Here is a 24,526-nt window from a genome sequence, read left to right as displayed (position 1 = left end):
TCTTCGGTCCTTCGGCTGGTGGGCGGTGGTCAGGCGGGGGAGCACTCGCCGTTGTCGGCCAGCAGGTCGCTGAGGGTGAGGTCGTCGCCGATCGTGGCGAGTTCCTGCAGGTACTCCTCGGTGATCACGCCGGTGGTCCCGTCGGTGGTCCCGTCGGTCGCGCCGTCCTCGAGGGTCCCGTCGGTCGTGCCGTCTTCGAGGGTCCCGTCGGTCGTCCCGTCGTCATAGGTCTGCGAGGGGACCTGCGCGACGACGCCCGCACGTTCCAGCGGCAGCAGACCGGCGGCAGCCGGATCGGCAGCACCGTCCGCGAGCATCTGCTGCACCCGGGTGTGGACGAGGTCGAAGTCGGGGTAGGTGACGAAGTTCTCCGCCGGCGTGCCGAAGTCCGGGGGACCGATGGTCAGGCGGCGGGTCTCCTGGCCCTGGGCCTTGAGCCCGAGGTCCACGAAGCCGGCGAGCTGGTCCTGCGGGATGTCCGTCTCGACGATCTGCGTGCCGGCCGCGGCGATCGACTGGAACCGCGTCAGGAGGGTGGCCGGGTCCAGCTGCGCGATCATGGCCTGCTGGACGCACTGCTGGCGGGAGATGCGGTGGTAGTCCGTCACGAACTCGCGACTCCTGGCGTACCAGAGGGCGTGGTAGCCGTCGAGGGTCTGCACGCCCGGCCTGATCCAGCCGTCCGGCGGGTAGTGGCGGATCGGGTCGGTGCCGGGGATCTCCGCCGACGTGATCGGGACCCAGCCGCCGGCGTCGATCCGGATGCCCCCCATGGCATTGACCAGCTGTTCGAAACCGTTCATGTCGACGAGGACGTAGGACTGCACCTCGATCCCGAGCACGCCGCTCGCGGCATCCATCATCGCCTCGGCGCCCGGGTCCTGGGCATCGGGGTACAGGTCCGTGTAGTTCTGCGCCACGTCCGTGTACAGGCTGTTGATGATGCACGGGTCCCCGCAGTTGTAACCGTCCGGGTAGACCTCCCAGAGGGGGGAATCCTCGGCGAACGGGGCGTTCTGGAGGTTGCGCGGGATGCTGAACGTGACCGTGGCGCCCGTCTCGGCGTCGACGCTGATCACCGAGATGCTGTCCGGCCGGCGGCCCGTGCGGTCCTCCCCGGCGTCGCCGCCCATGAGGAGGAAGTTGTACCGGCCGTCCACGGGGTCGAAGGCGGGCCCGGACTGGAAGATGGAGCCGACCGTCGACCGGCCCACGCCCAGGAGGTAGGCGCCGTAGGCGAGGGACCCGCTGGTGAGCACCATGAGCACCGCCAGGGTGCCCGCCACGAGGGGCCGCGCTCCGCGATCGAGCAGGGGCATGCGGATGAGGCGGAGGGTGTTGAGGAAGAGCAGCGCCCAGGCGACGGCGACGGCGAGGAGCACCGCGATCAGCAGCAGCGACCACCAGCGGTGGGTGACGATGCCGACGACGGCGGTGCGGTTCGTCAGGGCCAGGAGGATGCCGAGGAGCAGGAGCCCCCAGCAGGCGAACGTGGTGCGCAGCGCCCTGCGCCCGAGGCGCCGGTCCCCGGCGACCACCTGCGCGGAGCCGGGCAGGACGAGCGTCATGGCGAGCAGGAGGAGGGCCCGCTTGGTGCGGACCGCGGGTGGTGCGGACTCCGGGTACCGTACCGGATCGGTGGAGGTGCCGGTCGCGTGGGATCCTGAGCCGTCGACGCGGGAAGCCGTGATCATGCGCCGTCCGCCGTCGACGCCGCGATGCGGGACCGGAGGGCGCTGCCCTTCTCCTCCGCGGTCTGACGGAGCGCGCCCGCGAACTCGACGAGCTGCCGGCGCAGGGTGGCCGCCTGCTCGTCCGTGCCGGCGGCGAGCATCCGGACGGCGAGCAGCCCTGCGTTGCGGGCGCCGCCGATGGACACGGTCGCCACGGGGACGCCCGCGGGCATCTGCACGATCGACAGGAGCGAGTCCATGCCGTCGAGGTAGCGCAGCGGGACGGGCACGCCGATCACGGGCAGCGGCGTCACGGAGGCGAGCATCCCCGGGAGGTGCGCGGCGCCGCCGGCCCCGGCGATGATGACCCGCAGCCCGCGTTCGTGGGCCGTCCTGCCGTACTCGATCATGGCCGCGGGCATGCGGTGCGCGGACACGACGTCGGCCTCGAAGGGGATGGCGAATTCGGCCAGTGCAGCCGCTGCGGCCTCCATGACGGGCCAGTCGGAGTCCGAACCCATCACGAGGCCTACCTGGGCGTTCGTCACTGCATTCCCTTCGGTCATTCCTGGATGGGGGGCGTCCCCGTGCCGTCGCGGAGGATCGCGGCCACCCTCGTGGCCCTGGCGCGGACGTCGGCCAGTGGTTCCCCCGGGGCTGCCGGCGCGTTCACGTGGCCGATCTTCCGGCCGGGGCGGACGCCCTTGCCGTAGAAGTGCACTTTAGCGGACGGTCCTGAGGACAGGGCCGAGGGGTAGGCGGTGTAGAGGTCGGTGTTCGTGCCGCCGAGGACGTTCTTCATGACGGTGTGCCGGGCGACCGGGGCCGTCGACCCGAGGGGGAGGTCGAGTACGGCGCGCAGGTGCTGCTCGAACTGGCCGGTCACGGCGCCGTCCATGGTCCAGTGGCCCGAGTTGTGCGGGCGCATGGCGAGCTCGTTGATGAAGTAGCCCGCTCCGGTGCCCGGGGTCTCGAAGAGCTCGACCGCCATGACGCCGGTGACGTCGAGGCGTTCCGCGAGATGCAGTGCGGCCGCGGTGACGGCGCGGGCGACCTCCTCCGGCAGGTCGGGAGCGGGGGCGATCACCTCGTCGCACACGCTGTCCACCTGGATCGACTCGACCACCGGCCACGCGACGGTCTCGCCGGAGGGCCGCCGGGCCACGAGGACCGACAGTTCACGGCTGAACGGGACGAACTGCTCCACGAGCAGCTCGCCGCCCGTGAACCAGTCGCGGGCGGACGCGAGGGCCCCGGCATCGCGCAGCACGAGGACGCCCTTGCCGTCGTAGCCGCCGCGCGGCGTCTTGAGGACCACCGGCCAGCCGATGGACGCCGCGAAGGATGCGACGTCGGACGGGCCCGTCACCGCGCGCCATGACGGGTTGGGCAGGCCCAGCTCGTCCACGGCCCGCCGCATCACCAGTTTGTCCTGGGCGTGGCGGAGTGCCGCGGGCGAGGGGTGGACGCGGACGCCGTCCTCCGCCAGTTCGGCGAGGAGCTCACCGGGCACGTGCTCGTGGTCGAACGTGAGGACGTCGACGCCCGCGGCGAAGGCGCGCAGCGTGTCGCGGTCTCGGTAGTCGCCGACCTGCGAATGCGCGACGGCCGCCACCGCGGACACGTCGGGTCCTTCCGCCAGGACGCGGAGTTCGAGGCCGAGTTCGACGGCGGGACCGGCCATCATGCGGGCGAGCTGGCCGCCGCCGACGACGCCTATCACGGGAAAAGTCACCACTACAGGGTACCCACGGCGCCGCCCGGCCCGGCCACCGGCCGTGCAGCATCGGGCGGATGGGCGACCGTTTCACGGGAAGCTGTCAGGTGGCCGTCAGGTGTTCGGGGCCCGACCGCGGATCAGAACCCGTAAAATGGGGCGGAACGCGCCATGCAAAGGTCAGCCTGGGTTGCTTGCTCTGGCCGGCCCCGTCGCGGTTTGTCCTGCAGGTCCGCCGGGAGCATGCCCGGCGGCGCCGGCGATCGAACCAGACTGCGGAGGTTGACAGTGGCAAGACTCATGGACCGGATCAGGGGCCTCGCCTCGATCTTCTGGCGCGAAGTGGCCAAATTCGGGGCGGTGGGCGGTGTGGCCTTCGTCATCGACAACGGCCTCTACTGGTACCTGATCCACGGCCCCATGAGCGGCAGCGAGGTCAAGGCGCGCTTCGTCTCGGCCGGCATCGCCACGATGTTCGCGTGGGTCGCCAACCGGTACTGGACCTTCCGTCGCCGCCGCCAGCCCAACCCGGCCCGCGAACTCCTCATGTTCGTGTTCATCAACGTGATCGGCATGGGCATCGCCGCCGGCTGCGTGTGGGTCGCGAAGTACATGTTCGACGTCGTGGAACCGAGCCCGCTGTTCCTGGTCGGGATCTTCGGCACGGTGCTCGCCACCCTCGTCCGCTTCGTCGCCTACCGGTTCTGGGTGTTCAACGTCGAACTCGACGAGGACCCGGCGTTCAGCCACGACCAGGAACTCGTCCACCCGCACGGGGCGAAGGCGGGCGCGGTCCCCCACGTGGCACGGACCGCCGGGGCCGAGCCGGTCAGGCAGTACCCAGCCGGTCAGTGACCTTCTCTCCGCCGAGCATCCCGTCGGTGATCGGTACTCCCTCCTCCACGAGGACGAGCGCCCCGTCCCGTTCCCACACGGCCAGCGCCGCAGCCAGTGCCCGGAGCAGGTCCACACCGGGTTCCAGGAGCAGGGTGGGCGGCTGGGCGGCACCGGCAGCGCCGTCGGGGATGGACCCGGCGACGTCCGCAGCCGTCAGCGTCCGCCCCTGAACCCGGACCAGGGGAGCGGACTGCGCCCCGGGCCCGTGGGCCCCGCCGAGGAAGACGTCGCCGTGGGAGCGCACCTCCGCCGCGAAATCGAGCGCCCCCCGGGGCAGCGGCCCGTCCCAGCGGAGCGCCAGCGAGCCGAGGGCCACGCAGGCCAGCAGCCGCGGCGGATCGGCCGCGGCGTCGGCCCGCGAGGACAGCAGGATGTCGGCGTCGGCGTGCGCGCCGCCCGGCCGGACGTCGTCGTCGTCGTCAAGGATGACGACGGCCCCCACCTGCCAGCAGGCGAACACGAGGGCGAGGGTCTTCCAGTGGACCGGGAGGTCGACGGCGACGGTCGTCCCACCGGTCGCGTCGAGCTCGTCGACGAGGAGGTTCGAGCTCTTCGCGACCCAGTTGTCGAAGACGCGCCCCGACAGCTCGATCCGCCCTTCCCTGCCGTGCCAGACGAGGCGGGGGGACGTGGGGCTGACGGCCCTCATCCTCGCCAGGAGCTCTTCGGGTGTCTGTGGCATGATGGGCCTCTTCCGGCTCGGGGGTCGGGTCTCACGCCGACGCGGTGGATGACTACTTGCCGACGCGCCGACAAAGTCAGGTAGTCCGGTCGGCGTGGCACTCGTGCTTGTGAGGCTCCGACTCTATAAGATCCCTCCGGCCGCTTGACGAATAGGACTTACACCCATGTAATTAGGGCAACGGATCTGTTCCAGCAGCCGGGGCGCGAGGGTCGACCCCTGCTGATGCTGGAACGGCGACACCGGGAAGGCTGAGCATGGGGCAGGCAGAACGCATTCAGGAACGTCCAGACATCGCAGCGCAGGCTTCGGCCCGCTACGGCTCACGGGGGGTTCCCGCGGACTGGTTCCTCGACCCCGCCGATCCGGCGGCAGTCGAGCGGTACCGGGAGAGCACGCGTTCCACGCTCGAGGATCAGGCTACTGCCTTCCTCACCGCCCGCGAGGGCCTCGCCGGGCTCCCCGACGTCGGCGGACCCAGCAGCCTCCGCGTCCTTCCCGGCTTCGCCCCCGAGTTCTCCCCGTCCCTGCCCGGCGTGCAGGAGGACCCCCGGCCGCAGTCGGCGCCCGCGGTCCCACCCAGCTGGATCGGGCAGTCGCCGGCTCCGGGCAATGGCGTCGACGACGACGGCGAACTGTCCTGGCAGGCGGATGCCCTGTGCGCCCAGACCGACCCCGAGGCCTTCTTCCCGGAGAAGGGCGGCTCCACCCGCGACGCCAAGAAGGTGTGCGGCTCCTGCATCGTGAAGTCCGAGTGCCTCGAGTACGCGCTGGAGAACGACGAGCGCTTCGGCATCTGGGGCGGGCTCTCCGAGCGGGAGCGCCGCAGGCTGCGGAAGCGAGCAGTCTGATTCAGCAGCACCTCCGCATCACCGCCGTCGTGGTATCCCACAACGGTGCCGAGTACCTCCCGGCAACCCTGGAGGCCCTGGGAGGCCAGATACGCCCGGCCGATCTGTGCGTCGGCGTCGACGCCGGGTCGACGGACGATTCGGCGTCGATCCTCCGGCAGCGGCTGCCGGCCGGCAGCGCCGTGGTGGGTGCCCCCGCCCGCGCCGGGTTCGGTGCCGCCGTGCGGGCCGCCCTTGCCGAGATACCCCCGTACCGGGGGTCCGGGGAAGGCGGCGGCCACGACTGGCTGTGGCTCCTCCACGACGACTCCGCCCCCGAGCCCGCGGCCCTCGCCGAACTGCTCCTCGCCGTCGAGCGTGCTCCCTCCGTCACCGTCGCCGGCGCGAAGCAGGTCGCGTGGGACGATCGGCGGGAACTCGTGGACGTCGGACTGTCCATCAGCCGGTGGGCGGAGCGCCTCACGCTGATCGATGTGGACGAGCACGACCAGGGCCAGTACGACGCCCGGAGCGACGTCTTCGCCGTCAACTCCGCGGGCATGCTGGTACGCCGGGACGTGTGGGACACCCTCGGCGGTTTCGACCCGGCCCTCCACGGCGTGGGCGACGACGTCGACCTGTGCTGGCGGAACCGCCTCGCCGGACACCGCGTGGTGGTGGTGCCGGGAGCCGTCCTGCGCCACGCGCGGTCCCGGCCGCACCCCGTGTCGACGCCGCACGGCGCGCGGGCGGCGGAGGTGTACCTCCGGCTCAAGCACGCGGCCGCCCTGTCGGTGCCCTTCCTCGCCGTCGGCGCCGTCCTCGGAGGGATCGGCCGGCTGCTCCTCGGCCTCCTGGCGAAGGACCCGGCCCACGGTGCGGGCCAGCTGCTCGGCAGCCTCGCCGGCGCCTGCCGGCCGTTCTCCCTCTGGCGGTCGCGCCGCTGCGCGGCCCGGAGCCGACGCCGCCCACGCTCCATCGTCAGCCCGCTCGTCACGTCCCGCCGCGACGTGTGGTCCCACCGCCGGTCGGTCATCGACGCCTTCACCGCGCGCGGCGCCGTCGCCGGGCAGGACGCCCCGCAGCAGGCGGAGGAGTTCATCCCCGCCGGGGACAGCAACGACGACTTCGCCGCCCTCGCCACCCCGGCGAGGCTCTGGATCGGCTCCGGCGCCGTGCTCGCCGTCGGGGTGCTGCTCGCCGCCGCGGTCCTGGGCCTCCACCGCCTCCTCGGGGCCCCGGCCCTCGCGGGCGGGGCGCTGCTGCCGGTCGCCGCGACGCCCGGCGCCATCTGGGCAGGCGCGACCACGTGGTGGGCCGCACTGGGAACGGGTTTTCCCGCCCATGGCGCGCCGTTCGCGTTCGTCCTGTGGCTCCTCTCCCTGCTGGGCCTCGGCTCGGCGAACACGGCCGTCGTCGTCACGGTGGTCTGCGCGCTGCCCCTGGCCGGTCTCACGGCGTGGTTCGCCGCCGGCGCGCTCACGCGGTCCCGGGGACTGCGCCTCTGGGCCGCGGTCTTCTGGGGTGCGGCGCCCGCGCTGCAGGTCGCGCTCGGCCAGGGCCGTCTCGGGGCGCTGCTCGCCCACATCCTCCTTCCCCTGGTGCTGCTGGGAATCGTCCGGGCGGTCGGGGGCGCGGTGACGTCCCGCACGCCGCCGGAGGGCCTCGTGACACCGGGAAGCGGCGGGGCACGCAGCTGGACCGCCGGCGCCGCCGCCGGGCTCGTCCTCGCCGCCGTCGCGGCGTCGGCGCCGTCCGTCGGCGCCCTCGCGGTCGTGGGCCTCGCCGTCGCGCTCGTCGTCGGCGGGAAGCGGGCGCGCACACTCTGGTGGACGCTGCTGCCCGTCCTCGCGCTGTACCTGCCCTACGCCCTCTCCGCCGTACCGGACCCGCGCGGGATCCTCGGTGATCCCGGCGTCCCGCTCGCCTTCGACCCGGCCGCGCCCTGGCAGCAGCTCCTCGGGTTCCCGGTGCGGTTCGATCCGCTGCTCGCTCCCGACGCCGGCGGGCTCCTCGGTCCCGGCCCCTGGTCGCTCGTCGCGGCACTCGTCATCGGCGGCCCCGTGATCGCCCTGGCCGCCGTCGCGCTCTTCCGGCGGACCGCCCGCGGCACCAGGGCGCGCTCGTTCTGGTTGCTCGCGATCCTCGCGCTCGCGCTGGGCGCGCTGGCCCCGCTGCTGCCCGTCGCGACGGACGGTCCGGCCCTCGTCCCGGTCTTCCCCGGCCCCCTCGTCTCGGCTGCAACCCTGTTCCTGCTCGCCGCCGCCCTGTCGGGGCTGCCGGGCCGCCCGGATACCGCGGCCCCCGCGGTGCCGGCCCGCGCCGGGCGGCAGGTCCTCCGGGTCGCCGCGGGCGTGGTACTCGCCGTCGGCCCGCTGCTCAGCCTCGGCCTGTGGCTCGCCCCCGAACTGGCCGACCCTCCCTCCGCCGCTCCGCTGGTCCTTCCCGGCAGCCCCGCCGAGGAGGTGCCCGCCGCTCGATCGGGGAGCGCGGGCTTCGGCACGGAGATCGGCCTGGAGCCGGTCGCCGAGCGCCCGCTGCCCGCCACGGCCGCGGACCACGGCACGGGCCCCGACCGCACGCGGACGCTCGTCATCACGGTCGACGACGACGACCACGTCGAGGCCGCCCTCACGCGCGGCGCCGGGACGACCCTCGACGCACTCAATCCCCTCTACGCCGCCCGCGCCCTGCAGGGGATCGGCTCGGTGACCGTCGGGGAGGAGGGCGGGTCCGTGCGCCTCCTGCGCACGAGCGTGGCCGTGATCGTCGGCGCCACCGGTGCCGACCCGCGCGGCGACCTGCGGGACCTCGGCGTCGGCTTCGTCGTCCTCCGCCAGTCCGACGCCGCCGGGGACTTCCTCAGCCGCCGCATCGATTCCGTGCCCGGCCTCACCGCGGTCGGCGACACGACGGGTGGGCGCCTCTGGCGCGTCGCCGCGGGAACGCCCGACGGCGGCACCGAGGACACCGGCGATCCCACCGCCCGGGTGCGTGTCGTCGACGCCGACGGCCGGACCGGGGCCCTCGTGGCGTCGTCGGACCTGCGTGCCGGAGGGCCGGTCCCCGCCGGCGCCGAGGGCCGGCGGCTCGTCCTGGCGGAGGAGCCGGATCCCGGGTGGCAGGCCAGCCTCGACGGCCGGAGACTCGAGCCCGTGGCCGACGGCTGGCAGCAGTCCTTCGCCCTGCCCGCCGCGGGCGGCACGGTGGAACTCTCCTACACCAGCGCCTACCAGCCCTGGTCCGAAGCGCTCCAGGCCCTCGTCCTCGGGCTGACGATGCTCCTCGCCCTCCCGATCCCGGTCCGGCCCGCCGCGATCCGGCCGGGGAGCGGGCGCCCGCCCCGGCAGGTCTCCCCGCCATCGCCCGCCGGCAGCGCCGCCTCCGGCCCGCAGGACGACCGGACCGACGACGTGAGCCGTGGCGACGCGATGGGCGGCGACGCGCGTCCGCAGCCGGTGACGAGTGGAAGCGGGTCGAGATGAGACGCGGACGGACGACCGACCGGACGGACCCGGACGCGGCGGTCGCGGCACGCGCCGTGGCCCGGGACAGGGCGGTCGGCGGCCGGCCCACGGGCCTTCGCGCGGTCGTGGGCGCTGCGACCGGCGTCGTCCTCCTCGCGGTGACCGGCGTGATCGCCTCCGGCAGCGTGACCTCCGCCCTGCCGGCGACCCCCGTCGCGGAGGTGCCGGCCGCGGCCGTGCCCGCCGGCGACTACACCGCGGTCTGCCCCGCGCCGCCGCGGCTGATCGAGTCCGCCGGGGACGGCGCCGATCCCGAGTTCAGCCCCGCATCGGCCGGCGCGAGGACCACCGTGTCCGGGATGGTCCTGAGCGACCTGAGCGCCACCGTGACGGGGAGCGGGTTGCTCCCCGTCGGCGGGACGAAGCCGCTGGCGCTGATCCGGGACTTCGCGCCCCCGTCCTCCCCGGCATCGGAGCGTCCCGCCAGCAGCGGCGAGGACGGGCTGACGAACCGGGTCGCGGGCGTCACCCGGGGCGTCGCCGTGGACGCCCCGTCCGTCCTCCGCGCCCAGCCGCAGGGCGGGCTCACCCCCGTAGCCGCAGCGACCGCCACCTACACCGCCGCGGACGGCGACCTCCGCGGGCTCGCGGCCACGGGCTGCCAGGTGCCGTCGAGCGACTTCTGGCTCCTGGGCGCCGCGACCACCGTGGGGCAGACCGCCATCCTCACCCTGACCAACCCCACCGGGACGCCCGCCGCCGTGTCCCTCGAGCTGTACGGGTCCGACGGCCCGATCGAGGCAGCAGGGACGCGCGGCCGGGTGGTGGCCCCGGGCGAGACCCTCCGGCTCGTGCTGGCCGCCCTCGCGGGCAACCAGGAGCACGTGGCCGTCCGCGTGCGCAGCGACGGCGGCCGCGTCACGGGCGTCATCCAGCAGAGCGTCCTGCGGGGCCTGACCCCCGGGGGCGTCGAGCTGCTCTCGCCCGGCGCCCCGGCGGGCCTGACCCAGGTGGTGCCCGGTGTCGTCGTGCAGGACGCCGCGACGGCGCGGCGCATCCGCGAGCAGGACGGGTACGCCACCGCGTCGCCCGCGCTGCAGGTCCTCGTGCCCGGCGCGAGCGACGCGGTGCTCGACGTCCGGGTGTTCGGGCCGGACGGCGCCGTGGACCTGCCCGGCGGGGGAGTCGTGACGGCGCCGGCCGGATCCGTCACCAGCGTCCCCCTCGACACCCTCCCGGAGGGGAACTACACCGTCGCCGTCACCTCCGACGTGTCGGTGGTCGCGGCAGCCCGGGTGACCCGCGGGGTGGACGACGGCAAGCCGGTGGATCTCGCCGGCGCACCCGCGGCGGTCCGCCTGGGCAGCGGCCACGCCCTGGCCCTGGCGGAGGGCGCCGACACCGCTCTGGTCCTGGGCGCGCCCGGTGGCAGGGGAGAGATCACCCTGACGCCCGTCCTGGCCGACGGCGCGCTCGGCGACCCCCTCGTGATCGGCATCGCGGGCGGCACGTCGGTCACGGTGCCGTCGCCGTCCCTCGGCCGCGCGCCGGTCGGGGTCGTCCTCGATGCGACCGGGGACGCGGTGTACGGCGCGCAGGTCATGACGCTGCCGGCGGACAGGAGCGGGATCTCCGTGGCGGGCGTGCCTGCCGGTGCCGCGGCTCCGCAGAGCATCCCCGTGGAGATCGGGTACTAGCGGGGCCCCGGCGTCCGGGCAGCCGGGTCAGGCCTGCGAGCGGCCGTAGGCGGGATCGACGGCCTCGGGGGCCAGGCCCATGAGTTCGGCAGTCTGCTCCACCACGACGTCGTGCACCAGTTCGTTGACCGACAGGACGTCGCGCGCCGCCATGAGCACGGGATGCCGGTAGATGGTGATGACGGCCGGCCGGTTCGGCGACGCGGGGGAGCAGGACCCGAGGAGGCCGCGCAGCATCTCGGGTGTCATGTCCTCGAGGCCGTCCGGGATCTCCTGCACCACGATCTGCACGTCCTGGATGCGCTCGCCCCACAGGCGTTCGAGGCGCTGCGCGGACTCCATCACCCAGTCGTCGAACTGTTCGGACCGCGACCGCGAACCGGGCAGGTACTGGGGGAGCAGCGCGCCGCGCATACCGCGCCCGCGACGGTTGCGTCGGCGCTCGTAGAACGACCGCGCCGGACGCTCTTCCGCGGCCGCCGGATCGATCAGGTTCACCGAAAGGGTAGGAGCATCCTGCATGGAACGACTCTAAGCCTTCGACCGCCCCGTACGCACTCCCCGTGCCGGGCACCGGCGCGGGGAGCGCCCACGCCGCGCCACGGTGCGCGGGGCGCGTCACGGCGGTCCCCCCGGCCGATCCCCGGTAGGCTTGCGGATCGTGGGATCACTCCGTCAATGCTCGAGATCAGCCTGCTCCCGGCGGGCGATGGCCACGCTGACCTATGTCTACGCTGATTCGACGGCGGTCCTCGGCCCCCTCGCGACCTACGCCGAGCCCCACACCTACGACCTCTGCGCGGTCCACGCCGAACGCCTCACGGTGCCCCGCGGGTGGGAGGTGGTCCGCCTGACGCTCCCCGATGCCGCGCCGGAGCACAGTTCCGACGACCTCCTGGCCCTGGCCGACGCCGTGCGGGAAGCCGCGGCGGAGCCCGAGGAGGCGCCGCCCGTCGGTCCCCGCGGGGCCAAGGCACCCATGGAACCGCCGGTCGGTGTCGGCGGCCCCCGGCGCGGCCACCTGAGGATCCTGCGCGACCCCTGACGGACCGGGCGCCCGCGGTAGACTGGGGCGCAGAATCCCATCCATCCCGAGCGAAAGGGTTCCCCCGTGGCGAACCTTCCATCCAGACTGCTCGACGTCCTCCGCTGCCCCGTCACCGGGTCGAAGCTCGTGCAGGACGGCGGCGTCCTCAGGTCCTCCACCGCGGGTCCCGACGGCCGGCCCCTGACCTACCTCCTCGACGAGGGCATCCCCGTGCTCCTCCGCCGCGAACTCCCCGACGGCGGCGTGCGCGCCTGACCCGGACGCCCGCACCGCCCGTCGCCCAGCACCCCCGACATGCCAAGGACCAGGACACCATGACCTTCGACTACAAAGTTGCCGACCTCTCACTCGCCGAGGCGGGCCGCCACCAGATCCGCCTGGCCGAGCACGAGATGCCCGGGCTCATGGCCCTGCGCCGCGAATACGCCGACGCACAGCCCCTGGCGGGAGCGCGCATCGCCGGGTCCCTGCACATGACGGTGCAGACCGCCGTCCTCATCGAGACGCTGACGTTCCTCGGCGCCGAGGTGCGCTGGGCGTCCTGCAACATCTTCTCCACCCAGGACGAGGCCGCCGCGGCCGTCGTCGTCGGCACCGGCACCGTCGAGGAGCCCGCCGGGGTGCCCGTGTTCGCGTGGAAGAACGAGACCCTCGAGGACTACTGGTGGACCGCCACGCAGATCCTCACGTGGCCGGGCCAGGCCGAGGGCCTCGGCCCGAACATGATCCTCGACGACGGCGGGGACGCCACCATGCTGGTGCACAAGGGTGCCGAGTTCGAGGCGCTCGGGGCGGTGCCCGCGAACCCGCAGGAGGGCGACGCCGACTACTCGCACGAGTACACCGTGTTCCTCGACACCCTCCGCTCCACCATCGGGTCCGAGCCGCAGAAGTGGACCGCGATCGCCGCGGGCATCCGGGGCGTCACCGAGGAGACCACCACGGGCGTGCACCGCCTCTACCAGCTGGCCGCGCAGGGCAAGCTCCTCTTCCCCGCGATCAACGTCAACGACTCCGTCACCAAGTCCAAGTTCGACAACAAGTACGGCATCCGCCACTCGCTGCCCGACGGCCTGAACCGGGCCACGGACGTGCTGATCGGCGGCAAGGTGGCCGTGGTGTGCGGGTACGGCGACGTCGGCAAGGGTGCGGCCGAGGCCCTGCGCGGCCAGGGTGCCCGCGTGATCGTCACCGAGATCGACCCGATCTGCGCACTGCAGGCCGCGATGGACGGCTACCAGGTGGCGAAGCTCGAGTCCGTGCTCGCGCAGGGTGACATCTTCATCACGACCACCGGCAACAAGGACGTCGTCATGGCGCGCCACATGGCCGGCATGAAGCACCAGGCCATCGTGGGCAACATCGGGCACTTCGACAACGAGATCGACATCGCGGGCCTCGCACGCATCCCCGGCGTCGAGAAGATCGAGATCAAGCCGCAGGTCCACGAGTGGGTCATCCCGGCCGACGAGGGAGCCGGCGTGGAGCAGCACTCGATCATCATGCTGTCCGAGGGTCGCCTGCTGAACCTCGGCAACGCCACGGGCCACCCCTCGTTCGTCATGAGCAACTCCTTCGCCAACCAGACGATCGCCCAGATCGAGCTGTACACGAAGTTCGGGCAGGACGACGCCGAGGGAAACCGCGAGTACGAGAACGAGGTGTACGTCCTCCCGAAGGTCCTCGACGAGAAGGTCGCCCGCCTGCACCTGGATGCGCTCGGCGTCGAACTCACGGAGCTGACCAAGGGTCAGGCCGAGTACCTCGACATCGACGTCGCCGGTCCGTACAAGTCGGAGCAGTACCGCTACTAGGACCCGGTCCGCCCCGGCCCGACGGCCGCCGCCCCCGCGCAGGGCGGGGCGGCGGACGTCGGCGTGAGGGACACCACCGCCGGCCTGCGCCGCGGGCTGCGTCGCGTCACGTACAGTCGCTGGGAGCAGCAACGTCGAAGGGCTGGGCGCATGGGCAGCAGGCAGGGATCGGGCAGGGCCGCAGCGGGCCGTCAGGGCTGGAAGACCGCGGCCATCGGCGTCGCGGCGGTCGTCGCCGTCGGCGGTGGCGTGGGCATCGCGGCGGCGTCACCCTGGAACGATCCCCGCCCGTCGTCCGCCGCGTCCCCGGCCCCCGCGGTACCCGCGTCCCCGGCCCCCGCGTCCCCGGCGCCCGCCACCCCGGCCCCCGCGGTACCCGACGCGCCGGCCGGCACGTACACCGTGGGACTCACCCCCACGGACCGGGCGTTCGCGGTCAACCCCGCCACCGCCGCCGCCGTGACGGTCACCGGGGCCACGCTCGACGCCGTCGACCTCGCCCCGCGCGCGGGCGGCACACCCGTGGCCGGCACGCTGTCCGACGACGGCACGACCTGGACCGCGACCGATCGGCTCGCCTTCGACACCGAGTACGAGTTCGCCTATACCGTCCGCGACTCCGCCGGGCGGACGCAGCGCGGCACGTCCACCTTCCTGACCGTGGAACCCGCGAACGAGGCCGACGTCGCGGTGTTCCCGCGGGACGGTGCGACCGTCGGCACCGGCCAGCCGCTCGAGTTCACCTTCAGCGAGCCGGTGATCGACCGCGACGCCGTGGAGAAGGCCATCACCGTGACGAGTACCAGCGGGCAGCCCGGCGCCTTCTACTGGGTTTCGGACACCACGGCCCGCTACCGGCCCGAGACGTTCTGGGCCCCCAACAGCACGATCACCATCGAGTCCAGGCTGTTCGGCGTCGACTTCGGCAACGGCATGATCGGCAACGGGGACACGACCAGCACGGTGAAGACGCACAACACCCGTCTCGCCGTCGTCGACAATGCGACGAAGACCATGAAGGTGTACCTCGACGGGAAGCTCGACCGCACCTTCCCGGTCACCCTCGGTACGGAGGAGTGGCCCTCCACCGAGGGCTACATGGTGGTGATGGAGCACTACAGGAGCACCCGCTTCACGGCCGAGTCGATCGGCCTCGAACCCGGCGATCCTGCCTACTACCCGCCGACGGTCGTGAACCACGCGAGCCGGCTGAGCAACGGCGGCGCGTTCGTGCACGAGGCACTGCCCGCCGCCCAGGTGGCCCTCGGCAACGTCAACGTCTCCCACGGGTGCGTCGGGATGTCGCCCGAGGGCGCCGAGTACTTCTACAACACCTTCGGGCCGGGGGACGTGGTGCAGATCCTGGGCACCGACTACGGCCCCATGTACGTGTGGGACGGCTTCGGCGACTGGAACGTGCCCTGGGACGAGTGGGTCGGCCAGCCCTAGCCGAACGGCAGGGTGTGGAGCCGTCTCGCCGTCGACTCCGTGCGCTCGCGCTGGCGCATCATCGCGGCGTGGTCGCGGTCCCTCCGCGCGGCGACGACCGCGTGCAGGAACTCCTCCGGGTGGGTGTCCGCCGGTGGCGCGGGGAACACGTGGTGGCTCGCCTCGCCCGCCAGGTCGTGGGAGAGCGTGGCGCGGGCTGACGCCGTGAGGCGAGGAGCCTGCGCCAGGAACTGGGACATCCTGCGGGCCAGGGGGTCGGGGAGGCGGCCGATGTCCGCCGTCGCCGCCCAGGGCTTCAGGCGCTCGGGCATGACGACGACGGTACGGGGCCCGGCGACGACCCGCTCCCGCATGGCGTAGGTCCCGGCCAGCAGGTCCCCGAGGCGCTTGGAGCGCTCGTTGAACAGGGAGACGATGAACGCGAGCGACCCGCCGAGCAGGTAGATCTCGAGGATCGCCAGCATGCCGCGGATGAAGGCGTGGCGGAAGCGGATCGCCCCGCCGTCGTCGCGCACGATCCGCAGGCCCATGACGAGCCGGCCCAGCGACTTCCCGCGGGTCACGGTCTCCACCGTCACCGGCAGGACGAGCAGGAGCAGCACGACGACGACGAGGACGAGGGCCGTGGTGAACGCTTCGTCGAAGACCCCGCCGAAGACGTTCCCGATCAGCAGCAGCAGGAGGAACGCGAGGACCGCCTGGGCGATGATGTCGATGATGACGCTCAGGCCGCGGGCGGCGAACCCGGCCGGCTTCAGTTCGAGGACCACGGCCTCGCCGGTGACGACCGAACTCACGTATGTCCCCCTGACCCGTCGGTCACGGGTCTGGTGGCCCCGTGCTCCTCCCTGCAGCGTAGCGCCGTCGTGCCGCTCATGCCCCGCGGCCGTGCCGGAACTATAGGGTTGGACCATGGACGTGGACGCCTTCATCGCGGTGCACCGCAGCGACTGGCAGCGGCTGGACGAGCTCGTCGGGCGGCGCCGGCTCGACGGTGCGGGATCGGACGAACTGCTGGTGCTCTACCAGCGCGTCTCGACGCACCTGTCCATCATCCGGTCCGTGGACCCCGAGAGCGCGCTGTCCGGGGCGCTGTCCACCCGGCTCTCCCGCGCCCGGACCCGGTTCACCGGGGCGAGGTCCAACACCGTGGAGGACGTCGCCCAGTTCTTCGTGATCTCCCTGCCCGCCGCGTTCTACCGCATCCGGTGGCTCACGGCGGCGGTCGGGGCGCTCTTCATCGCGGTGGCCTGGCTCTACGCCCTGTGGGTGGTCGGCACCCCGGGCGTGATCCAGGCGCTCGGGACGGACGAGGAGCTCCGGCGCTACGTGGAGCAGGACTTCGTGGGCTACTACTCGGAGAACCCCGCGGCGTCCTTCGCGGGCCTGGTCTGGACGAACAACGCGTGGATCGCGCTGCAGGCCGTCGCGTTCGGCGTCACCGGCATCTGGCCGGCGTTCGTCCTGTACCAGAACGCGCAGGGTGTCGGAATGGCCGCCGGGATGATGGCGTCCTACGACCGGCTCGACGTCTTCTTCGTCTACATCCTGCCGCACGGCTTCATGGAACTGACCGCCATCTTCGTCGCCACCGCCGCGGGGCTGCGCATCTTCTGGGCGTGGGTGGCCCCGGGACGCCGGTCACGCGCCGCGGCCCTCGCGGAGGAGGGCCGCGCGCTGATCACGGTCGCGCTCGGGCTGGTGCTGGTGCTCCTCGTCTCGGGACTCGTCGAGGGGTTCGTGACGCCGAGCGGCCTGCCTCCGTGGCTGCGCCTCACCCTCGGATTCCTGGTCTTCGCCGCCTACTGGGCGTACACGCTGATCCTCGGGCGGCGCGCCGTCGCCGCCGGGCACCGGGGCGACCTCGAGGCCGTCGACCGGGGGGACGCCGTCGCGACCGCCTGATCCGCGGCGGGCATGCGGGGAGCCTCCCGGGCGGACGCGGCAAGGCCCGGTAAGGTCGGGAGTCGCCGGTGGAAGCGCCGGCGGACCGACCAAGGAGACAGCGCAGTGGCAGAGACCGACAGCACCCGTCCGAGCGCTTCCGGTGCGTCCCCCGCGGACCCGGACAGCGCCGCCGCGGTCGGGACGGAGCCGGGGATCCCCGATGCTGCCGGTGCCGGGAGGGACGCGCCCGAGGAGCCCGCTGCCGGTGCCACCGCCGTCTCCGGCCCGGGGAGCGGACCTCATGCGGGGCCCGAACCGTCCACGGACACCGCGTCCCTCTCCGTCCGCCCCCCGGACAGCGAAGCCGCCCGCCGGGCTGCGGCCCGGGACCAGGCGGCCGCCGCGAAACCGGCCCTCGCCCGGTTCCTGCAGGTCGCCGTCGCCCTCGTCTTCCCCGTCGTCGTGGTCGCGGCCGCCGTCCGGGTCGTCGCCACGTCGTCGTTCCTGTGGTTCGAGTACCACCGGCCCGGGTTCCCCGCCGATCCGTTCGGCTTCTCCCTCGACGACCGCATGACCTACGGCTCCTACGCGCTCGACTACGTGCTGAACTTCGCGCCCCCGCGCTACCTGGGGGGGCTGGTGACACCCGAGGGCGAACCGCTGTTCCTCGAGACGGAGGTGGGCCACATGGCGGATGTGAAGGGCGTCCTCGGGCTGTCCTTCGCCCTCGCCCTCGTCCTCTTCGTCCTCGCGGTCCTCGCCTGCATCTACCTCGCCCGGCACTACAAGGGCGGGATCCGGCGCGCGCTGTTCTCGGGCGCGGTGCTCACGCTGGTCGGTATCGTCGTCCTGACGGTGCTGGCGGTCCTCGCGTGGCAGACCTTCTTCACGCAGGTCCACGCCCTGTTCTTCGCCGACGGCACCTGGACGTTCCGCGTGGACGACACCCTCATCCGGCTGTTCCCCGAGCAGTTCTGGACGGACTCCGCCGTGACGGTCGCCGGCCTGGTGCTCGCGGCGACGATCCTCACGCTCGTCCTCACCTGGCCCACGAAGGCCCGCCGCGACCGCTCCATGATGGCCCAGGACGCGGCGCAGGCCCGGTCACGACAGGCGCTGGACGCCTCCTGACGGCTACCGGCGGGCGTAGAGATCGTCCATCGCCCGCGTATGGTCGGCGACGACCGCGGCCCGCTTCAGCTTGAGGGTGGGCGTCAGATGCCCGGACTCCACACTGAACTCGACGTCGAGCACCGTGAACCTACGGATCTGCTCCGCCTGCGAGACGGTCGCGTTCGCGGCGTCGACGGCGGACTGCAGCTCGGCGAGGACGCCGGCATCAAGGGCCGCCTGCTCCGCGGTCAGCCCGGGCCTGCCCCGGGCGGCCGTCCAGGGCTCCAGGGCCTCACGGTCCAGGCTGATGAGCGCCGCGATGAACGGCCTGCCCTCGCCGACGACGACGGCCTGGCCGACGAGCGCGTGCTCCCGGAGCTTCTCCTCGAGGGGGCCCGGCGCCACGTTCTTGCCGCCCGCGGTCACGAGCAGGTCCTTCTTCCGCCCGGTGATCGTCAGGAAGCCGTCGTCGTCGAGCGAGCCGAGGTCGCCGGTCCTGAACCAGCCGTCCCCGGTGAACGCCTCCGCCGTCGCGGCGTCGTTGCGGTGGTACCCGGCGAAGACGCCGGCGCCCTTCACCTGCACCTCGCCGTCGTCGTCGAGCCGGACGCCGGTGCCGGGCATGGGGATGCCGACCGACCCGACCCGCGTGAGGGCCACCGTGTTCACGGTGCACGGCGCGGTGCTCTCGGTGAGGCCGTAGCCCTCCTGCACCATGATCCCGGCGCCGCGGTAGAAGTGGGTCAGGTGCTCGCTCAGGGGGCTGGCGCCGGACACCGTGTAGGTGACCCCGCCCCCGAAGACCTTCCGCAGCCGCGGGTACAGGACCCTGTCGAACACCGCATGCGACGCCCGCAGGACGGGCGAGGGCCCGCGTCCGCCCCGGCCGCGGGCGTCCACCGCACGTGAGTAGGCGACGGCGGTGCGCTCGCCGGCAGCGAAGAGGCGTCCCCTGCCGGACTCCGCCGCGCGCCGGCCCGCGGTGGCGTGGATCTTCTCGAAGATGCGGGGGACGGCGAGCAGGAACGTCGGCCTGAAGGTCTGCAGGTCCTCGAGCAGCTGCTGGGCGGAGCCGGAGTGCGCCAGCGTGATGCCGCCGGTGAAGCACACCACCTGGACGGCACGCGCCAGCACGTGGGCCAGGGGCAGGAACATGAGGGTCCGGGCGTTCTCCTGCTGCAGGAACTCCGGCAGGAATTCCAGCGTGTTGACGGCGAACAGCGCGAAGTTGCCGTGCGTGATGACGCAGCCCTTCGGCCGTCCCGTGGTGCCCGAGGTGTAGACGATGGACGCCGCGTCGCCGAGCCCGCGCGAGGACCGCGCGGCGTCGAGGACGTCGTCGGACACCGCGGCGCCGGCCTCGCCGAGCGTCGCGAGGGTCTCGGTACCGCCGGGCCCGTCGGCGCTCAGCCGCACCACGGAGGTCGTCCCCGACCGGCCCGCCCGGGCGGCGGCGTCGCGGATGATGCCGGCCTCGTGCTCGTCCTCGACGAACACGACCGCGGGCTGGGCGTCCTCGAGGATCCACGCGACCTGGTGGGTGGAGGAGGTCTCGTAGACGGGCACGGTGACGGCTCCGGCGAACCAGATCGCGACGTCGGCGAGCGTCCACTCGTAGCGCGTCCGCGACATCACGGCGACGGCGTCGCCGGGCTGCACGCCGCGCCCCACCAGGCCCTTGGCCAGGCGGGTCACCTGCTCCAGGAATTCCGCCGCCGACACGTCCCGCCACTGCGTCCCCGACCGCAGCGCGTACAGCACCCGCCCCGGATCGGCGGCGTGCGTGCGCAGCAGAAGGTCCGTGGTGTTGCTGTCGGCCGGCAGGTCGACCAGGAGTTCCGTGATGGCTTCGCGCACCATTGCTCGCTTTCGTTCCAGTGATGATCGGCGGGAGCCGGTGACCGGTTCTCCCGGATGGTCCGGGGGCCGCGGCCCTAGATCCAGCTCGGCAGCCACATGCGCGCACGCCATTGGTCGTAGGGGATGACCTCGGCGGTCCAGACGGGCAGGAAGTAGGCCGACAGGGCGACGGCGGCGGCCAGGAAGAGCCCCACCAGCACGATACCGCTGCGGCGCCGGGCCGCGTCCGCCGCGGGGCCGCCGAGGACGAGGCCGAGGCAGTACACCAGGGCCAGGACGAGGAACGGCTCGAAGGCCACGGCGTAGAAGTAGAAGGTGGTGCGCTCCGGGTAGAGGAACCAGGGCAGGTAGCCCGCGGCGACGCCGGTGAGGATGGCCGCTGCGCGCCAGTCACGGCGACCGAGCCAGAAGAACAGGAGGACGACCAGGGACAGCGCGCCGCTCCACCAGATGAGCGGGTTCCCGAGGACGGTCACGGCCTGCGAGCAGGCCTCCGCCCCGCACCCGGCCGGCTTCTCGTAGAAGAACGACGTCGGCCGGCCCACCACGAGCCATGACCAGGCGCTCGCCTCGTACGGGTGGTCCGAGCCGAGGCCCTGGTGGAAGGCGTAGGCACTGCGGTGGTACTCGGCGAGCGAGCGGAGGCCGTCGGGCAGCCAGCCCCACTGCTCCGACGGGTTCTGCTCGGCCCACGTGCGGTCGTAGGCGTCCGAGGAGAGGAACCAGCCCGTCCACGTTCCCAGGTAGGTGAGCGCGGCCACGGGGACGAGGCAGGCGAAGGCGAGCAGCCCGTCCTTCAGCCCGGCGCCCAGGACCCAGTGGTGCACCCCGGCGACGCGCCGCGCGTTCATGTCCCAGGCGACGGCCATGAGGCCGAAGGCGGCGATGAACGGGAGGGCGGACCATTTCGTGCCGAGCGCCAGGCCCAGGCACACGCCGGCCGCGAGGCGCCACGGCCGGAAGCCCAGGAACGGGCCGTACGTGAGCCGCGCGGGGGAGGGGACGTCGCCGTGCGCCTGGGCGGCGAGCCGTGTGGCGAGGCGCCGTCGTCCGTCGTCGCGGTCCAGAAGGAGCGCCGCGAACGCGGCGAGGAGCCAGAAGCTGAGGAAGATGTCGAGGAGCGAGGTGCGCGACTGCACCAGGTGGTGGCCGTCGACGGCGAGGAGCAGCCCGGCCGCGGCCCCCAGCAGCGCCGAACCGAACAGCCGCCGGGCGACGACGGCGAGCAGGAGCACCGAGAGGGTCCCGACGGCGGCGGCGGAGAAGCGCCACCCGAAGGCGTTGTCCGAGCCGAACAGCAGCATCCCGAGCGCGATCATCCACTTGCCGACCGGCGGGTGGACCACGTAGTCGGGGGTGTCGAGCAGGACGCCGGGGATGCCGTCGTTGAAGGAGTCGTTCGCGGTCTCGGGCCATTCACGCTCATAGCCGGACTGCAGCAGCGAGTAGGCGTCCTTGACGTAGTACGTCTCGTCGAACACGAGGGAGCCGGGGTCCGAGAGCCGCACGAACCGGAGGATCCCGGCGAGCACGGCCACGGCCAGCGGGAGGACCCAGCGCAGGGCCCCGCCGGGAACCGAGGCGCCGAGGAGGCGGGCCAGCAGGGCGTCGCGCGAGAAGGCGAGGGAGGGAGAGAGGACCCAGGATCCGTCCTGCTGCGGGCTGTCGCGTCGGGGCCGGACGGCGGTGGGACTCACCCTGCCATGCTACCGGCGCCAGGGGTGCCGGCCCCCCACACGGCGGGGTGCGCCGCCCCGTGGAGCGCTAGGCTGGTGCGGTGAACCAGCCACTCGACGTCGACGCCCCCGACACACCCCCGGAGGACCCCCCCGCGCAGGAGCAGGACCGCTCCGACGACGACGACGCCGCGGTCCGGCCCTCGACGGCGTACCGCGGCACGGCGGGTGACGCGAGCGGTCGCGGCCGGATCGTCCTCGCGGCGACGCCCATCGGCAACATGGGGGACGCGACCGAACGGCTGATCGGCCTCCTCCACACCGCCGACGTCGTCGCCGCCGAGGACACGCGCCGGCTCCACCGCCTGGTGCAGGCACTCGGCGTCACCGTGACGGGCCGGGTGATCAGCTACCACGAGCACAACGAGGCCGAGAGGACGCCCGAGCTGCTCGACCTCGTCCGTGGCGGCGCGACGCTCCTGATGGTGACCGACGCCGGCATGCCCTCCGTCTCGGACCCCGGTTACCGGCTCGTCGAGGCCGCCGTGGCCGAGGGCCTCGACCTCACGGCGGTCCCCGGGGCGTCCGCGGTGCTCGCAGCCCTGACCCTGTCGGGGCTGCCCACGGACAGGTTCTGCTTCGAGGGCTTCCTGCCCCGCAAGCCCGGCGTGCGGGCGGGACGCCTCGCGGACCTCGCTGCGGAGCGCCGCACCATGGTGTTCTTCGAGGCACCGCACCGCCTCGAGGCCATGCTGCGCTCGCTGCAGCAGGCCTTCGGCTCCGACCGGCAGGCCGCCGTGGCCCGCGAACTGACGAAGGTCCACGAGCAGGTCATCCGCGGGACCCTCCTCGAACTCCTCCAGTGGGCGCAGGAGACGGAGGTGCGCGGCGAGATCGCCGTGGTCCTCGCCGGTGCCCCGGAGGCTGCGCCCTCCCGGCCCCAGGACCACGTGGCGCAGGTCGACGCCCTCCTGGCCGGCGGGATGCGCCTCAAGGACGCCGTCGCGGCAGTCGCCGCGGACGCCCGGGTCAGCAAGCGGGAGCTGTACGCCGCGGTGATCGCGGCACGCTGACCGGACCTCCCGTGGCTGTGCACTCGCCCAAGGAGGAGCGCGTGCGGTGGTGCAGGGCTTACTGGACACCCGTTCGCCGACCGGTCTAGCGTGAGCGGGAATGCCCCCGTCGGGGCGCGCCCCGCATCGTCACGAAGGAGCTCGGAATGGCTGTCACCGCCGACCAGGAGAAGGCAGTACTCGACAAGGTGCCCACCGGGCTCTTCATCGGCGGGGAGTGGCGGGCGTCGTCCTCCGGTGCCACGTTCACCGTCGAGGACCCGGCCACCGGCCGCACCCTGCTCACCCTGGCCGACGCCACGCCCGAGGACGGCATGGCCGCGCTCGACGCCGCCGTCGCCGCCCAGGCCGACTGGGCGCGCACCGCTCCACGCGAGCGGGGCGAGATCCTGCGGCGTGCCTTCGACCTGGTCACCGCGCGCGCCGACGAGTTCGCCCTCCTGATGACGCTGGAGATGGGCAAGCCGCTGGCCGAGGCGCGGGGCGAGGTCACCTACGGCGCGGAGTTCCTGCGCTGGTTCTCCGAGGAGGCCGTGCGGGCCTCGGGCCGGTACTCGACGTCGCCCGACGGGAAGTCACGCCTGCTCGTGAACAAGAAGCCCGTGGGCCCGTGCCTGCTCATCACGCCGTGGAACTTCCCGCTGGCCATGGCGACGCGGAAGATCGCGCCGGCCATCGCCGCCGGCTGCACCATGGTCCTGAAGCCCGCGAACCTGACGCCGCTGACGTCCTCCCTGTTCGCCACCGTCCTGCAGGAGGCCGGCCTTCCCGCCGGTGTGCTGAACATCGTCAACACGACCACGGCCGGGGACGTCACCGGGCCGCTCATCGAGGACGCCCGTCTGCGGAAGCTCTCCTTCACCGGGTCCACCCCGGTGGGCCGCAACCTCCTCGCGGCCGCGTCGAAGAACGTGCTGCGGACCTCCATGGAACTCGGCGGCAATGCTCCGTTCGTCGTCTTCGAGGACGCCGACCTCGACGCCGCGGTGACCGGCGCGATGCTGGCGAAGCTCAGGAACATGGGCGAGGCCTGCACGGCGGCCAACCGCTTCATCGTCCACGAAGCCGTGGCGGAGCGGTTCGCCGCGGCCCTGGCCGAGCGGATGGAGGGCATGACGCCGGCGCGTGGCACGGAGGACGCCTCGAAGCTCGGCCCGCTGATCGACCGGAAGAGCCGCGACAAGGTCCACGAGCTGGTCACCGCGGCCGTCGGCGACGGCGCGATCGCGGTCACCGGGGGCGCCCCCGTGACGGGTGACGGCTACTTCTACCAGGCCACGGTCCTGACGAACGTGCCGCGGTCCTCCCGCATCCTGCAGGAGGAGATCTTCGGCCCCGTGGCCCCGATCATCACGTTCAGCACCGAGGACGAAGCCGTGGAGCTGGCGAACGACACCGAGTACGGCCTCGTGGCCTACGTCTTCACGCGTGACCTCAACCGCGGGCTCCGGATGGGCGAGCGGCTCGACACCGGGATGCTGGGCCTCAACGCCGGCGTCGTGTCCAACGCCGCCGCGCCCTTCGGCGGCGTCAAGCAGTCGGGCCTCGGGCGCGAGGGAGGCGCCGAGGGCATCGAGGAGTACCTGTACACCCAGTACGTCGGGATCGCCGACCCTTACGCCTCCTAGGCCTCAGGACGCGGC

20 protein-coding genes are annotated in these 24,526 nt (G+C 73.1%); 12 read left to right on the top strand and 8 right to left on the bottom strand.

The genetic code is table 11. The features are described 5' to 3' along the window. Nucleotides 1-29 precede the first annotated feature (29 nt). Genes ACX80P_RS05725 through ACX80P_RS05715 form a run of 3 tightly spaced genes read right to left on the bottom strand, consistent with a single transcriptional unit; the run spans nucleotide 30 to nucleotide 3,408 of the window. Nucleotides 30-1,694: an LCP family protein gene (locus ACX80P_RS05725; RefSeq protein ID WP_459277095.1), complete on the bottom strand. Its 1,665-nt coding sequence runs from the start codon at nucleotides 1,692-1,694 to the stop codon at nucleotides 30-32. Next, complete coding sequence (gene purE, locus ACX80P_RS05720; RefSeq protein ID WP_459277094.1) at nucleotides 1,691-2,239, bottom strand: 5-(carboxyamino)imidazole ribonucleotide mutase; 549 nt, start codon at nucleotides 2,237-2,239, stop codon at nucleotides 1,691-1,693. The genes ACX80P_RS05725 and purE overlap by 4 nt, the downstream gene beginning before the upstream one ends. Next, the gene (locus ACX80P_RS05715; RefSeq protein ID WP_459277093.1) at nucleotides 2,236-3,408 is read right to left on the bottom strand and encodes a 5-(carboxyamino)imidazole ribonucleotide synthase; all 1,173 of its coding nucleotides are present in this window, start codon (nucleotides 3,406-3,408) and stop codon (nucleotides 2,236-2,238) included. Before ACX80P_RS05715 ends, purE begins: the two co-directional genes overlap by 4 nt. Before the next feature lie 282 nt (nucleotides 3,409-3,690). Between ACX80P_RS05715 and ACX80P_RS05710 the strand changes: the two genes are divergently transcribed. Continuing rightward, a complete protein-coding gene (locus ACX80P_RS05710) occupies nucleotides 3,691-4,245 on the top strand; it encodes a GtrA family protein (protein WP_459277507.1) in 555 nt (184 codons plus the stop codon). Here the strand turns inward: ACX80P_RS05710 and ACX80P_RS05705 are convergent. Next, nucleotides 4,220-4,969 (bottom strand): TIGR03089 family protein, encoded by a 750-nt coding sequence (locus ACX80P_RS05705; RefSeq protein ID WP_459277092.1) that lies wholly within the window; start codon nucleotides 4,967-4,969, stop codon nucleotides 4,220-4,222. The genes ACX80P_RS05710 and ACX80P_RS05705 overlap by 26 nt on opposite strands. Before the next feature lie 257 nt (nucleotides 4,970-5,226). On the opposite strand from ACX80P_RS05705, the gene ACX80P_RS05700 reads away from it, so the two are divergent. Genes ACX80P_RS05700 through ACX80P_RS05690 form a run of 3 tightly spaced genes read left to right on the top strand, consistent with a single transcriptional unit; the run spans nucleotide 5,227 to nucleotide 10,963 of the window. Next, nucleotides 5,227-5,820, top strand: a complete 594-nt coding sequence (locus ACX80P_RS05700; RefSeq protein WP_459277091.1) for a WhiB family transcriptional regulator — start codon at nucleotides 5,227-5,229, stop codon at nucleotides 5,818-5,820. A gap of 29 nt (nucleotides 5,821-5,849) precedes the next feature. Then, a complete protein-coding gene (locus ACX80P_RS05695; RefSeq protein ID WP_459277090.1) occupies nucleotides 5,850-9,284 on the top strand; it encodes a glycosyltransferase in 3,435 nt (1,144 codons plus the stop codon). Then, nucleotides 9,281-10,963 (top strand): DUF5719 family protein, encoded by a 1,683-nt coding sequence (locus ACX80P_RS05690; RefSeq protein WP_459277089.1) that lies wholly within the window; start codon nucleotides 9,281-9,283, stop codon nucleotides 10,961-10,963. Before ACX80P_RS05695 ends, ACX80P_RS05690 begins: the two co-directional genes overlap by 4 nt. 27 nt (nucleotides 10,964-10,990) lie before the next feature. Here ACX80P_RS05690 and ACX80P_RS05685 read toward each other — a convergent pair whose 3' ends face one another. Next, nucleotides 10,991-11,485 (bottom strand): metallopeptidase family protein, encoded by a 495-nt coding sequence (locus ACX80P_RS05685; RefSeq protein WP_459277088.1) that lies wholly within the window; start codon nucleotides 11,483-11,485, stop codon nucleotides 10,991-10,993. 139 nt (nucleotides 11,486-11,624) lie between these two features. Here ACX80P_RS05685 and ACX80P_RS05680 point away from each other — a divergent pair, with 139 nt between their 5' ends. The 4 genes from ACX80P_RS05680 (at nucleotide 11,625) to ACX80P_RS05665 (ending at nucleotide 15,274) form a co-directional block, all read left to right on the top strand. Continuing rightward, nucleotides 11,625-12,008: a DUF3499 domain-containing protein gene (locus tag ACX80P_RS05680; protein ID WP_459277087.1), complete on the top strand. Its 384-nt coding sequence runs from the start codon at nucleotides 11,625-11,627 to the stop codon at nucleotides 12,006-12,008. A 66-nt stretch (nucleotides 12,009-12,074) separates the two neighbouring features. Continuing rightward, complete coding sequence (locus ACX80P_RS05675) at nucleotides 12,075-12,266, top strand: Trm112 family protein (protein WP_459277086.1); 192 nt, start codon at nucleotides 12,075-12,077, stop codon at nucleotides 12,264-12,266. Nucleotides 12,267-12,325: 59 nt separating this feature from the next. Then, nucleotides 12,326-13,825, top strand: coding sequence for an adenosylhomocysteinase (gene ahcY, locus ACX80P_RS05670; RefSeq protein WP_459277085.1), 1,500 nt, complete (start codon nucleotides 12,326-12,328; stop codon nucleotides 13,823-13,825). 150 nt (nucleotides 13,826-13,975) lie between these two features. Further along, on the top strand, nucleotides 13,976-15,274 hold the full coding sequence (locus tag ACX80P_RS05665) for a L,D-transpeptidase (RefSeq protein WP_459277084.1): 1,299 nt from the start codon (nucleotides 13,976-13,978) through the stop codon (nucleotides 15,272-15,274). Here ACX80P_RS05665 and ACX80P_RS05660 read toward each other — a convergent pair. Then, nucleotides 15,271-16,071: an RDD family protein gene (locus tag ACX80P_RS05660; RefSeq protein WP_459277083.1), complete on the bottom strand. Its 801-nt coding sequence runs from the start codon at nucleotides 16,069-16,071 to the stop codon at nucleotides 15,271-15,273. The genes ACX80P_RS05665 and ACX80P_RS05660 overlap by 4 nt on opposite strands. A gap of 115 nt (nucleotides 16,072-16,186) precedes the next feature. Between ACX80P_RS05660 and ACX80P_RS05655 the strand changes: the two genes are divergently transcribed. After that, complete coding sequence (locus tag ACX80P_RS05655; protein ID WP_459277082.1) at nucleotides 16,187-17,179, top strand: stage II sporulation protein M; 993 nt, start codon at nucleotides 16,187-16,189, stop codon at nucleotides 17,177-17,179. 105 nt (nucleotides 17,180-17,284) lie between these two features. Beyond that, complete coding sequence (locus ACX80P_RS05650; protein WP_459277080.1) at nucleotides 17,285-18,292, top strand: TIGR01906 family membrane protein; 1,008 nt, start codon at nucleotides 17,285-17,287, stop codon at nucleotides 18,290-18,292. Nucleotides 18,293-18,295: 3 nt separating this feature from the next. Here ACX80P_RS05650 and ACX80P_RS05645 read toward each other — a convergent pair whose 3' ends face one another. Together ACX80P_RS05645 and ACX80P_RS05640 are read right to left on the bottom strand one after the other, a co-directional pair. Then, entirely contained in the window at nucleotides 18,296-20,131 is a 1,836-nt protein-coding gene (locus ACX80P_RS05645; RefSeq protein WP_459277506.1) for an AMP-dependent synthetase/ligase, read from the bottom strand. A gap of 77 nt (nucleotides 20,132-20,208) precedes the next feature. After that, nucleotides 20,209-21,831, bottom strand: a complete 1,623-nt coding sequence (locus tag ACX80P_RS05640; protein ID WP_459277079.1) for a dolichyl-phosphate-mannose--protein mannosyltransferase — start codon at nucleotides 21,829-21,831, stop codon at nucleotides 20,209-20,211. Between the two features lie 260 nt (nucleotides 21,832-22,091). Here ACX80P_RS05640 and rsmI point away from each other — a divergent pair, with 260 nt between their 5' ends. Beyond that, nucleotides 22,092-22,883, top strand: a complete 792-nt coding sequence (gene rsmI / locus ACX80P_RS05635; RefSeq protein ID WP_459277505.1) for a 16S rRNA (cytidine(1402)-2'-O)-methyltransferase — start codon at nucleotides 22,092-22,094, stop codon at nucleotides 22,881-22,883. A gap of 146 nt (nucleotides 22,884-23,029) precedes the next feature. Next, nucleotides 23,030-24,511: an NAD-dependent succinate-semialdehyde dehydrogenase gene (locus ACX80P_RS05630; protein WP_459277078.1), complete on the top strand. Its 1,482-nt coding sequence runs from the start codon at nucleotides 23,030-23,032 to the stop codon at nucleotides 24,509-24,511. Nucleotides 24,512-24,526: the final 15 nt, after the last annotated feature.

Source organism: Arthrobacter arabinosi (assembly GCF_054511115.1).
This window is presented reverse-complemented; position numbering and strand designations above follow the sequence as displayed.